This is a genomic window from Aggregatimonas sangjinii (assembly GCF_005943945.1).
Lineage (GTDB): Bacteria > Bacteroidota > Bacteroidia > Flavobacteriales > Flavobacteriaceae > Pelagihabitans > Pelagihabitans sangjinii.
The window spans coordinates 2,350,825-2,363,855 of record NZ_CP040710.1 but is presented as its reverse complement, the minus strand read 5'-3'; the positions used below and the strand labels follow the sequence as shown (position 1 = coordinate 2,363,855).

Genomic DNA, 13,031 nt, shown 5'->3' with positions numbered 1-13,031 from the left:
CAGGTCTTTTTCTATATTTTTCCAAAGGATTGTAAAAAGTTCCTAACGTCGGGTACTGACCACACGGCGAGAATCATTGAGTGCTGCTTAGTTAGGGAAATTCTCCAAATTTAACCAAGGTAGTATCTTTTTGTATCTCAAAGCGAATATAACTGTCTAAACTATTCCCATTGGTATAGTAACCAGTGGAAACTCCCTTAACGTTTCCATCCCTATCTTTAAACGCCAAGGTGTAAGAACCATCCGTTTTATTGTTTTTCATGGATAAAAAACCTTCTCGACTGTCGCGCTTTGCAATGTGCTCAAAAGTGATACTGTCCAAATTTTCCGAGGTGGCGATTTTTACACCGGTAATCGCCGACCCTGAGTTGTTCGTGATTTTAAAGGCAATGCCTTTTTCTTGTAACATAATACAGGAGGTGGTAGCTGTAACAAGTAATAAGAACAGTATTTTTTTCATTGGTACCAATTGATTAAATTCAATAAAGATAGCCAATCCTTGGAATAAAGCTAAAAAGAATAGCCTATCCTACAGGAACCATATACACGCATTCGGTAAGGGAAGCGATATTGTATATATTACGGTTATACGGCCACCAACTTACCGATTGTTTTCATACTTTAGACACTAGCGAATTCAAAAAAAGCCCGACCTTATGAAAATGTCCAGAATTTTAATGACGGCCGCCTGTATAATTTTTGTGGCCTCTGTACAGGCCCAGAAAAAATATTCCAAAAAACAGATAGAAAAAATAAAGGCCGAAGCTGCGGCAATCGTTGAGACCAATAAGAAGCAAGCCCAAGTAATGGTCGACAAGGTGTTCAGTTTTGCGGAGCTGGGTTTTCAGGAAGTCGAGTCCTCCAAATATCTTACGGGCATATTGGAAAAGAATGGTTTTGAAATAGAACATTCCATTTCCGGAATCCCGACGGCCTGGTTTGCCAAATGGGACAATGGTGAAGGACCGGTCATTGCTATCGGAAGCGATGTCGACTGTATTCCGAAAGCATCACAGTATCCTGGGGTGGCGTATCATAAACCTTTGGTGGACGGAGCACCGGGTCACGGCGAAGGGCACAACGCCGGAATCCCTTTGAATATTTCGGCCGTATTGGCGGTCAAGCAGATCATGGAAAGAGAAAACATCGGGGGAACGCTTTTGGTGTGGCCGGGCATTGCGGAAGAATTGGTAGCGGCCAAAGCGTGGTATGTGCGCGACGGACTCTTCGATGACATCGATATGTGCGTCTTTACCCACGTGAGTAATAATTTTACGGTCTCCTATGGCCCGGCGAGGGGAACGGGATTGATTTCCGTGGAATACTCTTTTGAAGGGGAATCTGCTCACTCGGCGGGTGCTCCGTGGCGCGGAAGAAGTGCTTTGGATGCGGCAGAGCTTATGAATATCGGATGGAATTACAAGCGGGAGCACCTACATCCCCTAAAACGTTCGCATTCCATTTTTACCGATGCCGGTGACCAACCCAATGTCGTACCTTCAAAAGCAGCTATCTGGTTTTATTTTAGGGATATCAAGTACGACGGGATTATGGAAATGTACGAAGAAGCCAATAACATCGCCAAAGGTGCTGCCCTAATGACCGGGACGACCATGAAATCCAAGATATTGGGTGCAGCTTGGCCAAGACATTTCAATAAGGTCATTGCCGAAACCATGTACGAAAACATCAAAAAGGTCGGTTTGCCACAGTGGTCCGAAGATGACCAAGCCTTAGCGAAAGCAGTTCAAACTGAAGTGGAATCCGATAGCCTTGATGGTTTGGCCACGAAACTTGCGCCCTTGGGCTTGCCCGTGGTTAATCCGGTGAGCGGTGGCTCGGACGATATCGGGGATATTTCATGGAAGGTGCCAACGGTTACCATGCGTTTTCCCTCCAACATTCCCGGCTTACAAGGGCACCACTGGAGCAATGCCATTTCAATGGCAACTCCTATAGCGCACAAAGGTGTCGTGGCAGGGGCGAAGGCCGAAGCCATGACTATTTTGGATTTTCTATTGCAACCGGGTCTCTTAAAGGATGCTTGGGAGTATTTCAGTAACGAGCAGACCAAAGAAACCAAGTTTGTTCCCATGATTTCGGAGAACGACATGCCGCCGATTTATCTCAATACGGACAAGCAAGAGGAATTTCGTGCTCAGCTGGAACAATTTTATTACGACGAAACCAAATACGATTCGTATTTGGAGCAATTGGGAGTGGAGTACCCTACGCTAAAGGAGTAAAGCAAAGGTCGGATTCATAACACCTGTTTCCCTCCTAGTAAGGAGGGACTAAGGGAGGTGTTGGCGAAAATATATAAAAGGACAAACTATTCGAGCACTTCAATCGGTGGTGGCTTACTTCCATCGGACTCAAAAGTTAATATGTAATCCTCAATATGTCTTAAAACATTTTCAATGTCATTCATAATTTGATGATCGGAAAAGCGAAGCACCCGAACGCCTAATTGATTTAATCGTTTGGTTTTCTTAACATCTTTTTTCCAAACTTCTAAAATTTCGTGTGAATACCCATCGCATTCTATGGCCAATTGCAACTTATTGCAGAAGAAATCTACAATATATTCATCGATGGGTTTTTGGCGATGAAAGTCATACCCATGCATCTGATTGCGTTTTAATTTTTGCCATAAGCGAATTTCTGATTTGGTGGAATTGTTGCGAAGTTGCCGGGCTAGTTCTTTGAGTTTGGGGTTATATTTGATTTTCATATCAGTCGATTACATTGGGCATGTTAAAGATAAGAATTCAACCCTACACACCCCTTAATCCCCTCTTAATAGAGGGGAAACTGTTGCGGAATCACTATGTTCAAGCAATTCTATGGAACGTGAGTTTCCCTCCTAGAAAGGAGGGACTAAGGGAGGTGTTGGCGAAAATATATAAAAAGGACAAACTATTCGAGCACTTCAATCGGTGGTGGCTTACTTCTGTCGGACTCAAAAGTTAATATATCACTTTCGTAATATCCTCAGAATATTATTATGGATTTCAATTTGATGATAGCTAAAAGAACTTCGCGGAAGTAGGAGATAATTCGTTTAAATAAGTTTTCACTCCACTCGAAAAGGAGGAAGCAATCCTTTCTCAATCTGTTCCTCGGTTAATGTATGGGCATGAAAACGCTGCCATTCCGATGTCATATATCGAAATCTGCCGATAAAAATATCGCCATTGGTTGTCCATTGATCCCATGGTGCGCTTAAGTCAAGCCAGTAATCCGCTCCAACGGACATCATCAGGCGTGCACTATCCCTTTCGTCGACGCCATCGGGGTTCTCCAAAATAAGTCGAGCGTCTACAGCACTCCATACGGCATCAATATCATCAGGATTAATACCAACACGTCCTTCAGCCGACCAGAAATGAAAGTTATGGCCCGGGATAAGGGTTGACGATATACCGCCACCGTTAGCAGTTTCTATTCGGATATCTGCCGGTAGGTTGACGTCGTCTTGAAAATCCTCGGTATAGTTTGCCCCATCGATATCCGAAGAGTTCCTCCAAGGCAGCCATTTTCCCTGTGATTTGCTCAAGTACCAGGTTTGGAGGTTCCTTATCTGAAAGCGCACATTCCCTGCCTGGAACCCCGTCTCATCTACATAGACCTGTCCCCATGGCATCATAGCCGTCCAGCCGTCCGGTGGACTGTTTCCGTAGCCGATTCTCGGTCCGTCTACCCAATCAGCATAGGGCACTCCCTTTGGTTTTGCTTCATGCGCCAGTGTCATGTCCTCAATGAGGAATTTAAGTGCAGCATCGTTTTGGTCGACAGTTTCATTAACGGAATCTCCAGTGGTCGATGTTTTTCCGCAACTGATGAGAAATGGAAAGCAACCAAAAATGGGCAGAAAAGACTTCGTTTTTATGGCTGGCAGCATCTTGGTATTTTAATTAAATATACGCAATTGTGAATCTTTTAGACCATTTTCGGTGGTTTCGACCTCGGCAAATAGCGTCGCGGAATATGTGCTCAAAAGGTTCATTTGAAGTCCATTATTTGATTTATTTAATTATCATCCTGATTATACTCATTATTTGTGCAAAGAAACCTTAAGCCGGAGTGATACAATCCCCGTAGGCTTCAAAATAACTTTTTCTAGCCTTTAAAATTTTATATGCATTTCTGTGCACTTCATCGATAATTACGAAATAGTTGTAATTTTTTAGGACGCGCTTCGTTTCTGAATCCTAATCTATCAACTTTATTCAAATTAGTATGGAAAGCAAAAAGCAAGAAAGAGATTTTACCATGATCGACTGGTATAAGAAAGCGTTAGTGGAAAACTATGCCAATTTTAATGGAAGGGCAAGACGCTCGGAGTATTGGAATTTTACACTTGTAAACGTATTCGTTATTATCGCCCTTTATGTTATAATGATTTTGGGAGCGATAGCCGATATTCCGGTACTGGCAGGAATCGGAGGCATACTCGTTATGATTTTCGCGCTGGGTACTTTTATTCCCCATTTGGCGGTGGCGGTTAGAAGGCTACACGACACAGGAAAATCTGGCGCTTTTCTTTTATTGGGATTTGTACCGTTCGTAAGTTTGATTTTATTGGTCTTTTATGCCACCGAGGGCGATAAGAATACCAACCAATATGGCGAAGATCCAAAAGATTTTAGCAGGGAGACACTAATGACGGCTGTTTAGTCATTTAATTTGAGCGGAAGGCCTTTGTTGCCTATTATCGTAGAAAGGAATAAAAATACAGGTATACTTTTATAAAAAAATCCCCTTCATGAATCGAAGGGGATTTCATTAATGGAGACCTTAGAAGTATTTTATCAGTCCGGTTTTTTCTCCAACAAGGCCATATAAAATCCGTCGAATCCGCTTTTAGAGGCGTAGATTTTTTTCTCTTTGGCGAGTGTGAAGTTATAGCCTTCTTCCGAAGCTAGAAATGAGGAAACCTGATCACTGTTTTCTTGCGGAAGTATAGAGCAAGTCGCATAGACCATTTTACCGCCTGATTTTACGATTTTACTATACGACCGAATGATTTCGTGCTGTGTTTTGGTGATTTTCTCTAAAAATTCCGGCTGCATTTTCCATTTCGAGTCGGGGTTCCTACGCAGTACGCCCAATCCCGTACAAGGCGCATCGATCAGGACACGGTCTGCGCTGCCATAAAGTTTTTTGATGATTTTTGTGGAGGTAATCTCCCGTGGTTCAATATTGTGTGCGCCGTTTCTTCGGGCGCGACGTTTCAATTCCTTAAGCTTACTACCATAAATATCCATGGCGATCAACTGGCCTTTATTTTCCATAAGGGCCGCCAGATGTAACGATTTTCCACCGGCACCTGCACAGGTATCCACAACGCGCTGTCCAGGTTCAACCTCGAGCATTTCGGCTACCAGCTGCGATGAGGCATCCTGTACCTCAAAGTAACCCTTCTTAAAAGCCTCCGTTTGAAAAACGTTGGCTCTTTGAGGAAGGCGTAACGCCGATGCGTAGCCTTTGATCGGTTCGACAACGATATTCTCTTCCAATAACGCTTTTTGAAGTGTTTCTTTGGTGGTCTTTAAGGTGTTCGTACGAAGAATTACTTCTGCCGGTTCGTTGAGTTTAGCCAATTCCACGGTCCATAGTTTCTCGCCCAGGGCCTTTACGCAAAGTTCATCGATCCAATCGGGAACCGACTCCCTGAATTTCCTGATTTTCGAAAGCTCGTCGAACTTTCCTTTAATACGGCGTTCCGGAGTGGGTTCGATTTGTTTCCAATCGGGTAATTGTATGCCTTTTAAAACGGCCCAGACGGCCCACATACGAAACAGTTCACTTCGTTTATAAGGTGCTTTTACCTCCGCTATTTCGGTGTAAAGTCTCTTGTAACGAACCATTTCATAGGTGGTTTCGGCGATAAACCCTCGGTCTCTAGATCCCCAACGTTTATCGTATTTCAGAACTTTTTGCACCACCTTGTCGGCATACTCGCCTTCGTTGAAGATGAGGTTCAGGGCATCGATGACCGCGAATACAAGGTTTCTATGTAATTTCATCCATTAAAAATAAGGGTGCAAAGGTAGGCTTTTGAAATTGTTTAATTTCTGTAATTTGCGAAGCAAATCCGGCTATTGGAGGAAAATCAGTTTTTGGAGAGTTTACGGGAAGGAAACAATGAGGCCTTTGGTCGATTATTGGTCGAGTACCAGAAAAAGGTTTTCAATACCTGTATTTCTTTCGTACCCAATGCCGAGGATGCTGAGGATTTGGCGCAAGAAGTTTTTATAGAAGTCTTCAATTCGATTTCTAAATTTAAAGGGGGCTCAAAATTGTCTACATGGATTTATCGCATCTCCGTCAACAAGAGTTTGGAATTCATTAGAAAGAAAAATGCGAAAAAGCGTTTTGGATTCATGCAATCGCTTCTGGGAAATGATACTGCAATAGACAGAAGCACCTATTTTACTGAGTTTAATCACCCGGGAATACAATTGGAAAACAAGGAGAAAAGTGAAATTCTGTTTGCTGCCATCAACAAGCTTCCAGAAGCTCAGCGTACGGTATATACACTGAACAAGATTGATGGTATGAGTTATCAGGAGGTTGCCGATATTACGCAAAAGAGCATAGGCTCAATTGAATCACTGCTGTTTAGGGCAAAAAAGAATTTACAGGGTTTATTGCACGATTATTATAAAAAGGAAGGAAACTAGCACAAGTTTTTGTCGCTAATAGCATCTCAACGAATAGATACAGAAGTAATGGGTACCAATAGTAAAAGAAATATAGACGAGCTGGTAGCGGAAACCTTAGATGCTGTTTCGGATATCGAAACCGTTAAGGCACCACCTTTCTTCAAAGATAAGGTGCTCAATAGAATTAGGGACCAAAATACCAAGGTGGAAGCGTCTAAAGCGCCGTTCTTTTGGTTTACCCCAAGGTATCAATTGGTAGCTCTTATCTGTTTCGTGGTACTGAACACAGTAGCCCTCCTATCGTACACCTCCGACAGCTATACGGATAATGTCGAGAACTTTGCGGAAATGTACGGACTCTCGGAAACGAGTACCGATTTCTATCTATACCAGAATTAAGTGATATGAAGAAAAATATACTCTTATACATCTTACTGGGTTTTTTAGTTGTTATGAACGGCTTTTTCTTATTCAAACACTTTAGTACCTCCTATAATGATGGTCCTATGAGGCGGGGTCCTTCGAACTTTATTACCAAAGAGTTGAAGTTTGATGCCACCCAATCGCAGCAATTTGAAAAGTTGGATGCGGCACATCGCGAAAAGATGAGCGCCATATTCGACGATATCAGGGCAGCAAAAGATATATTGTTCGATAAATTATCAGATGAGACGACCAAGGGTCCAGAAATCGATTCCCTTGCAACTATGATCGCCCGTATAGAGGTTAAAAAAGAGTTGGAGACATTTAGGTTTTTCGAAGCCATTCGAGAACTCTGTAATGCGGAACAAAAAGTTCGATTTAATGCAATAATTAAAGATGCTTTGCACCAACCAGGCGGTAGAAATCGTAATGGACCCCCAAGAAGACCGGGTGATGAAAATCGCCCTCCTTCCCCACCAAGAGGACGCTGAGATCATATTTTGAATTTATTAAACCCTGAATTTTAGTTCAGGTTTTTTTGTGCTTTTTTTAACAAGGTCCCCCACAGGTTTCTAAAATGAAGTACATCTAAAAAAGAACAAACAGGTAAAAATAGTAAACATGAATACGAACACATTTAGAACAACGATTATAGTTTTTGGGCTGACCTTATTTTTTTCGAACATTTCTTTTGCACAATCACAGAATAAGGAAGGCAGAAAAAAACCCCCGACTTTCAATGAGCTAATTAAGGAGATGGATGCCAATGAAGATGGGAAACTTTCAAAGGATGAATTGAAGGGGCCGTTAAAGGAGAATTTTTCTAAGGTAGATACCGACGAAGATGGCTTTATAACAAAGGAAGAATTTGACAAGGCACCAAGGCCAAAAAGAGGCCCGAAGAAAAGATAGTACGTTTTCAGTTGTTGGTTTTAGTTGGTTGCAAAAGCTTCATAAGCACTTGTGGAGCTTTTAAAAAATCAGCACTAAGCGCAAGTTTGATCAGAATATCATATCTAATAATAAAAGTAAGACGTTATGAAAAATAAATTAGAAAAAGTTTCCGTAGTTCTGTCCCTACTACTTTTTGCAATCATGGGTTTCGTTGCCTGCAGCAACGATAGTACTGAAGATGAAGTAATTGAGGACGACGACCCCGTTGCTACAGTACTGCACGCAGCTTTCTCGGCATTTAATGCCGATGCCACAACCATATTTTTGGATGGGTCGAACGTGGTTATCGAGACTACTGGTTTACCAGATCACGAAACTGTTTATTGGGGAGAAGACAATGACCTTTATAGAGCGGAGCCGGATGTAAACCTTACTCCAACTAGAATCCCCGACCGTAACCAGGGAGCGACAATAACGGTAGATACTAGTCCCGATTTAACTGGAAGCACGGTTGCCACTGAACTAGGTATTATCGGTATCGCAGTAAGTGGATCATATATTTTTAATGACCAAGAAGGGAACGGCCCCTTAGACCAGGCAGCGGGAAGTTTGGACTGGACCGGTGCCCATATCGGACCTAGTGTATATCATTACCATTTAGAACCCAAGGCGTTTACAGATGATGATGATGAACTGGCCGGTATTTTGCTGGACGGGGTTTTTCTCTACGGAAGAAAATGTAATTCTATCGGAACGTATCCTACAGATTTAGATGCCTCCGGCGGACATACGACTGCTACGCAATATACCGATGGGGACGCCGAGTACCATTATCACATTATCAATGAACTCTACTCAACAACTGGATCATACATCGCTTTCGCGGGTCCTTTTCAGGGGTACTAGATAAAAATATGAAATCGCTTTTCCCTATATTCTTAGTCCTACTTTCTTGCAGCAACTTCAACTGCAAAAAAACCCATGATGCCGAACGCACTGTTGATAAATCGATTGTTATCGACAGTGTCGAGGTGTCAAAAAATGAATTGGTATTGAACCCGGTCGAAGGCAAATGGTATCATAATAACTTGCCTTTTACTGGGTTTTCGATAAAATTTCATCAAAACGGAGCGATGGAAGAGCGGCTGGGGTATTATAACGGGAAAAGGCAGGGTATCGCCAAGCGATGGTCTAAAAACGGAGTGCTTCGTGTCGAATCGCACTATACACGAAATCGTTTGACAGGGCCTTATAAAAGTTGGTGGGAAAATGGTGTTTTGAGTTCAGAGGCCAATTATGTTGACGGGAAGATGAACGGTGTGGAAAAGAAATGGTACCCCACCGGGCAACTGGCAAAAGAACGCCAACTGGTTGAAGGAAAGGAAGAAGGCTTGCAAAAAGCATGGCTTGAGAATGGTAAATTATATGTCAACTACGAAGCCAAGAATGGACGCATTTTTGGGATGAAAAGGGCTAGTTCGTGTTATAAATTGGAAGATGAGGTTGTTGTTAGAAGCAAATAGTAAAAGGCTTGTATTGATATTTTTGGTGATACTTTTTATCTGTTGTAAAAAGGAAATCAAAAAAGAGCATATCCGAACAGAGGAAGCGAGTAGAGTTGAAAACCTACCCTATTACAATGAAGTAACTTTCACCCCAAATTGGTTACGCCCGAATAGTGAAGAGGAGCGGCAATTTCATAAGATTCCGGACTTTGAATTGATTAACCAACTCGGCGATACCATTACGCCCAAAACTTTTGATGACAAAATTTATATCACGGATTTCTTCTTTACCAGCTGCCCAGGTATTTGTTTGAAAATGACAGGGAATATGTTGAAATTACAGGAAGAGTTTGAAGATGATGATGACATTTTATTACTCTCACATTCCGTTACACCAACGATAGATTCGGTTGCTGTTCTTAAAAAATATGCGGAAAGACATGATATCATTGCCAACAAATGGCACTTGGTTACAGGCGATAAAACGACAATTTATAAACTAGGCAGAGAAGAATATTTTGTTGAGAACGACTTGGGAATCCCGAAAGACATTAATGATTTTTTACACACTGAAAATTTCTTACTTATCGATAAAAACAAACATATTCGGGGTATTTATAATGGATTGAATAGGGCGTCTGTCGCTCAATTGATAACAGATGTCAAAGCGCTTAAAGAAGAACTCTAATATTTTGTGCTATTTTTGAGCATGCGCTATTTGACCATTTTATTTCTATTTTTGTTCACTTTTTCCTGTGCGGAAAATCAAAGACCTGCTCCTTATACAACAGTGAAAATCGAGCCGATATACCAGGATTCCCTAAGCATTCGTGCGATTGATCTTGTCGGGAACACGCTGCGCTACGCGGCCAACAAAGGAACTTTTGGAAACATCGATTTAAGGAATGGAAAAATTATGGAAGGCGTAAAGAAGTTCCATACCAGCATCCCCGAGTTCCGCGCCATTGCACATACTTCTTCGGATTTTTTCATGCTCTCTGTGGGTAGCCCGGCTCTGCTTTACAAAACCGGAGAAGGTGGGAAGATGGATTTGGTATACATGGAAGAAGGTGATGGCGTTTTTTATGATGCCATGACATTCTGGAACGACAGCGAGGGTATCGCAATCGGCGATAGTGTAGACGGTTGCTTGAGCATCATAATCAGTAGGAATGGTGGTTATACGTGGAGTAAAATTCCCTGTGAGAGACTACCCGAAGGGATTGAAGGCGAGGGTGCCTTTGCGGCAAGTAATACCAATATCAAAACGATTGGGGATTACACCTGGATCGCGACAACCAAACGCATTCTGTTTTCACCGGATAAGGGAACGACCTGGAAAGCCTTTGAAACCCCAGTCGCAAATACCGAAGCAACACAAGGCATCTATTCCATCGATTTTTGGGATAAAAACATTGGGATAGCTTTTGGCGGCGACTATACTAATCCTGAACGGAATACGGCCAATAAAGCGATTACGATAGATGGGGGCAAAACCTGGGAGCTGCTCGCAGACGGTCAAAATCCGTCCTATAAAAGTTGTGTGCAATTTGTGCCAAACTCCGAAGGAAAGGAAATCGTTGCACTTGGTCTTACCGGCATATCCTATTCGAGTGATATCGGTAAATCATGGAAAAAGCTATCCGATGAGCCCTTTTTTACGATACGCTTTTTAAATGATTCGACGGCCTATGCGGCCGGCAGGAATCGAATTGCCAAGTTGGCTTTCAGATAGAGTTTTTATTCCTAATCCAAGAAAAACCTTGTTGACCTTAGACGATGGTTCTTAGCATTGTATCGCTTTAATACTGGAAGGTGATATAAAATGAAACAAAGATTTCCCGTTTTTTGCAGCTTACCGAACTACAATCAACGAAACCCGCCACCGCCCTTTTTTTGGCGATACTGCCGTATCAATTGTCTTTTGAACTCATCTTCTGTCTTTAACAATAAAAGCGTTTTTTTTGCCGATATGACTGTGTTTATTTTTTTAAGAAACGTCTTGTCGAGCGCCTCTTCTTCTTCCTCAAAACTGATGTATTTTTCCAAAAGGTCTTTGGCCTCTTTTTCCGAAAGTTCATCGGCACTTTTAATCTTGCTCTTTATCTCTTTCCGCTCTTTCTGACGCAGGGCTTCCCTTTTCTTTTCATAGTCGTTGTAGATGGGCCAAAAGGCTTCGGCTTCACTGCTCGATAAATCCAATTTTTCGGTAATGAAGGCTACTTTAAGCGATTTTATTTTTTCATGGTCGTGCTTGTGTTGCCCATAAAAGATTGCAGTGGTCAACAAAAGCATCACTAGGAGTATAGTCTTTAGGTTATTCATAATCTTCAAGATTTAGTTCTTCAAAATCCTCTATATTTTCATCTAAATAATCGATGACATTTTCTTCTTCAAAGCGATTTGTCAGCATATCATCAATATCTAATCCGTCAAGTGGAATCACTTCGGCCAATTCGTAAGCACTTAAATCGTATTCATTGGTTTCAAAATAATTTTCGATTTCCGATTCGGCCAGACTTTCGAAGGTAAGTTCTTCGGAAGCGTTCCAATTGAGAGCAAAAACAAGTACAGCAACTGCCGCAATTGACGCCGCCGCAAAATAAAATTTACGATAGGGATGAAGTTGAACCACCTTGGTTTCTTTCGTTGCTAATTGGTGCTGAACATTTTTGTACACCCCATCAAAATAATCCTCGGGCACGATAAAACCTTCTTCTTTAGGTAATTCGGGCGACTCTTGGCTTAGTTGATCCATAAGCCTGTCCGTAAAGTTCTCAAAGTAACCTTCGGGTGTTGTAAACGGATTATTTTTATTCGATTCTTTCATTCTATATTTTGACGCTCAATCACTTAAATGGTTTAATTGGTGTATGTTATATATGTTGTCACATCAATCTTTCAAATAGGCCTCTAATTTTTTTACGGCCAGATGATAGGATGCTTTTAGTCCACCCACCGACGTTTCCAGTATTTCCGAAATTTCGGTGTATTTCAGTTCTTCGAAATATTTCATTTGAAAAACCAATTTCTGTTTTTCAGGGAGGGTCGCAATCGCTTTTTGCAATTGTAGTTGAATTTCATCTCCATCAAAATAAACATCGGCTCGAAGATTTTCAATCATCTTGTCCTGCATCACCCCATCGCTCCAGCCCGTTTTTTTTGACTTTACCCTCAAAAAAGTCAAAGCCTCGTTGGTTGCGATGCGATACATCCAGGTATGCAACTTGCTTTGGCTATTGAATCCATCGATATTTCGAAAGACTTTGATGAAGGTGTTCTGTAACACATCATCTGCATCGTCATGATTCAATACAATCCTACGGATTTGCCAATACAACTTTTGTTTATAGGTGTTTACCAACACCTCAAAAGCTTTCGATCGGGTTTTCGAATCTTTTAATTGTTTTACTAAATCGGCTTCAACTATCAATAGTTGTTCTTTTAAACTAGGTATTGGATGCTAAAGTTAAGAAAAGGTTTAAGCCCCAGATCACGAAGGTGGTATTCGAATATTTGCGCAAGCATAAGATTCCCC

General features: G+C 41.8%; 17 protein-coding genes. 10 read left to right on the top strand and 7 right to left on the bottom strand.

The annotated features are described in order from the left end of the window. Positions 1 to 91: 91 nt before the first annotated feature. Positions 92 to 460 carry a hypothetical protein gene (locus FGM00_RS09755; RefSeq protein WP_138852728.1) on the bottom strand — a complete coding sequence of 123 codons (369 nt, stop codon included), beginning with the start codon at positions 458 to 460 and terminating at the stop codon, positions 92 to 94. Between the two features lie 196 nt (positions 461 to 656). Between FGM00_RS09755 and FGM00_RS09750 the strand changes: the two genes are divergently transcribed. Continuing rightward, on the top strand, positions 657 to 2,246 hold the full coding sequence (locus tag FGM00_RS09750; RefSeq protein WP_138852727.1) for a zinc-binding metallopeptidase family protein: 1,590 nt from the start codon (positions 657 to 659) through the stop codon (positions 2,244 to 2,246). Between the two features lie 86 nt (positions 2,247 to 2,332). Here the strand turns inward: FGM00_RS09750 and FGM00_RS09745 are convergent, their stop codons facing one another. Beyond that, positions 2,333 to 2,734, bottom strand: a complete 402-nt coding sequence (locus FGM00_RS09745; protein ID WP_138852726.1) for an endonuclease domain-containing protein — start codon at positions 2,732 to 2,734, stop codon at positions 2,333 to 2,335. Between the two features lie 342 nt (positions 2,735 to 3,076). After that, the gene (locus tag FGM00_RS09740) at positions 3,077 to 3,904 is read right to left on the bottom strand and encodes a hypothetical protein (protein WP_138852725.1); all 828 of its coding nucleotides are present in this window, start codon (positions 3,902 to 3,904) and stop codon (positions 3,077 to 3,079) included. Positions 3,905 to 4,242: 338 nt separating this feature from the next. On the opposite strand from FGM00_RS09740, the gene FGM00_RS09735 reads away from it, so the two are divergent. After that, on the top strand, positions 4,243 to 4,680 hold the full coding sequence (locus FGM00_RS09735; RefSeq protein WP_236262992.1) for a DUF805 domain-containing protein: 438 nt from the start codon (positions 4,243 to 4,245) through the stop codon (positions 4,678 to 4,680). 134 nt (positions 4,681 to 4,814) lie between these two features. Here FGM00_RS09735 and FGM00_RS09730 read toward each other — a convergent pair whose 3' ends face one another. After that, on the bottom strand, positions 4,815 to 6,032 hold the full coding sequence (locus FGM00_RS09730) for an RsmB/NOP family class I SAM-dependent RNA methyltransferase (RefSeq protein ID WP_138852724.1): 1,218 nt from the start codon (positions 6,030 to 6,032) through the stop codon (positions 4,815 to 4,817). 75 nt (positions 6,033 to 6,107) lie between these two features. Between FGM00_RS09730 and FGM00_RS09725 the strand changes: the two genes are divergently transcribed. From FGM00_RS09725 to FGM00_RS09690, 8 genes are all read left to right on the top strand, one after another. After that, the gene (locus FGM00_RS09725; protein WP_138852723.1) at positions 6,108 to 6,689 is read left to right on the top strand and encodes an RNA polymerase sigma factor; all 582 of its coding nucleotides are present in this window, start codon (positions 6,108 to 6,110) and stop codon (positions 6,687 to 6,689) included. A 48-nt stretch (positions 6,690 to 6,737) separates the two neighbouring features. Further along, positions 6,738 to 7,070: a hypothetical protein gene (locus tag FGM00_RS09720; protein ID WP_138852722.1), complete on the top strand. Its 333-nt coding sequence runs from the start codon at positions 6,738 to 6,740 to the stop codon at positions 7,068 to 7,070. Between the two features lie 5 nt (positions 7,071 to 7,075). Next, positions 7,076 to 7,585, top strand: a complete 510-nt coding sequence (locus tag FGM00_RS09715; RefSeq protein ID WP_138852721.1) for a Spy/CpxP family protein refolding chaperone — start codon at positions 7,076 to 7,078, stop codon at positions 7,583 to 7,585. A 130-nt stretch (positions 7,586 to 7,715) separates the two neighbouring features. Continuing rightward, a complete protein-coding gene (locus FGM00_RS09710; RefSeq protein ID WP_138852720.1) occupies positions 7,716 to 8,006 on the top strand; it encodes an EF-hand domain-containing protein in 291 nt (96 codons plus the stop codon). Between the two features lie 126 nt (positions 8,007 to 8,132). Further along, a complete protein-coding gene (locus FGM00_RS09705) occupies positions 8,133 to 8,894 on the top strand; it encodes a YHYH protein (protein ID WP_138852719.1) in 762 nt (253 codons plus the stop codon). A gap of 8 nt (positions 8,895 to 8,902) precedes the next feature. Beyond that, complete coding sequence (locus tag FGM00_RS09700; RefSeq protein ID WP_138852718.1) at positions 8,903 to 9,511, top strand: toxin-antitoxin system YwqK family antitoxin; 609 nt, start codon at positions 8,903 to 8,905, stop codon at positions 9,509 to 9,511. Next, positions 9,486 to 10,181 (top strand): SCO family protein, encoded by a 696-nt coding sequence (locus FGM00_RS09695; protein ID WP_138852717.1) that lies wholly within the window; start codon positions 9,486 to 9,488, stop codon positions 10,179 to 10,181. The genes FGM00_RS09700 and FGM00_RS09695 overlap by 26 nt, the downstream gene beginning before the upstream one ends. Positions 10,182 to 10,202: 21 nt before the next feature. Further along, positions 10,203 to 11,228, top strand: a complete 1,026-nt coding sequence (locus tag FGM00_RS09690; protein ID WP_138852716.1) for a WD40/YVTN/BNR-like repeat-containing protein — start codon at positions 10,203 to 10,205, stop codon at positions 11,226 to 11,228. A gap of 134 nt (positions 11,229 to 11,362) precedes the next feature. On the opposite strand, the gene FGM00_RS09685 is transcribed toward FGM00_RS09690, so the two are convergent. From FGM00_RS09685 to FGM00_RS09675, 3 genes are all read right to left on the bottom strand, one after another. Continuing rightward, on the bottom strand, positions 11,363 to 11,818 hold the full coding sequence (locus tag FGM00_RS09685) for a hypothetical protein (RefSeq protein WP_138852715.1): 456 nt from the start codon (positions 11,816 to 11,818) through the stop codon (positions 11,363 to 11,365). Further along, positions 11,811 to 12,323: a hypothetical protein gene (locus FGM00_RS09680; protein WP_138852714.1), complete on the bottom strand. Its 513-nt coding sequence runs from the start codon at positions 12,321 to 12,323 to the stop codon at positions 11,811 to 11,813. The genes FGM00_RS09685 and FGM00_RS09680 overlap by 8 nt, the downstream gene beginning before the upstream one ends. Positions 12,324 to 12,386: 63 nt before the next feature. Continuing rightward, positions 12,387 to 12,926: an RNA polymerase sigma factor gene (locus tag FGM00_RS09675; protein ID WP_138852713.1), complete on the bottom strand. Its 540-nt coding sequence runs from the start codon at positions 12,924 to 12,926 to the stop codon at positions 12,387 to 12,389. Between the last annotated feature and the right edge of the window lie 105 nt (positions 12,927 to 13,031).

Excerpts from the sequence above, each read along its gene's own strand:
- FGM00_RS09755 (WP_138852728.1), bottom strand. The coding sequence starts at position 460 with ATGAAAAAAATACTGTTCTTATTACTTGTTACAGCTACCACCTCCTGT.
- FGM00_RS09750 (WP_138852727.1), top strand. The coding sequence starts at position 657 with ATGAAAATGTCCAGAATTTTAATGACGGCCGCCTGTATAATTTTTGTG.
- FGM00_RS09745 (WP_138852726.1), bottom strand. The coding sequence starts at position 2,734 with ATGAAAATCAAATATAACCCCAAACTCAAAGAACTAGCCCGGCAACTT.
- FGM00_RS09740 (WP_138852725.1), bottom strand. The coding sequence starts at position 3,904 with ATGCTGCCAGCCATAAAAACGAAGTCTTTTCTGCCCATTTTTGGTTGC.
- FGM00_RS09735 (WP_236262992.1), top strand. The coding sequence starts at position 4,243 with ATGGAAAGCAAAAAGCAAGAAAGAGATTTTACCATGATCGACTGGTAT.
- FGM00_RS09730 (WP_138852724.1), bottom strand. The coding sequence starts at position 6,032 with ATGAAATTACATAGAAACCTTGTATTCGCGGTCATCGATGCCCTGAAC.
- FGM00_RS09720 (WP_138852722.1), top strand. The coding sequence starts at position 6,738 with ATGGGTACCAATAGTAAAAGAAATATAGACGAGCTGGTAGCGGAAACC.
- FGM00_RS09715 (WP_138852721.1), top strand. The coding sequence starts at position 7,076 with ATGAAGAAAAATATACTCTTATACATCTTACTGGGTTTTTTAGTTGTT.
- FGM00_RS09710 (WP_138852720.1), top strand. The coding sequence starts at position 7,716 with ATGAATACGAACACATTTAGAACAACGATTATAGTTTTTGGGCTGACC.
- FGM00_RS09705 (WP_138852719.1), top strand. The coding sequence starts at position 8,133 with ATGAAAAATAAATTAGAAAAAGTTTCCGTAGTTCTGTCCCTACTACTT.
- FGM00_RS09700 (WP_138852718.1), top strand. The coding sequence starts at position 8,903 with ATGAAATCGCTTTTCCCTATATTCTTAGTCCTACTTTCTTGCAGCAAC.
- FGM00_RS09695 (WP_138852717.1), top strand. The coding sequence starts at position 9,486 with ATGAGGTTGTTGTTAGAAGCAAATAGTAAAAGGCTTGTATTGATATTT.
- FGM00_RS09690 (WP_138852716.1), top strand. The coding sequence starts at position 10,203 with ATGCGCTATTTGACCATTTTATTTCTATTTTTGTTCACTTTTTCCTGT.
- FGM00_RS09685 (WP_138852715.1), bottom strand. The coding sequence starts at position 11,818 with ATGAATAACCTAAAGACTATACTCCTAGTGATGCTTTTGTTGACCACT.
- FGM00_RS09680 (WP_138852714.1), bottom strand. The coding sequence starts at position 12,323 with ATGAAAGAATCGAATAAAAATAATCCGTTTACAACACCCGAAGGTTAC.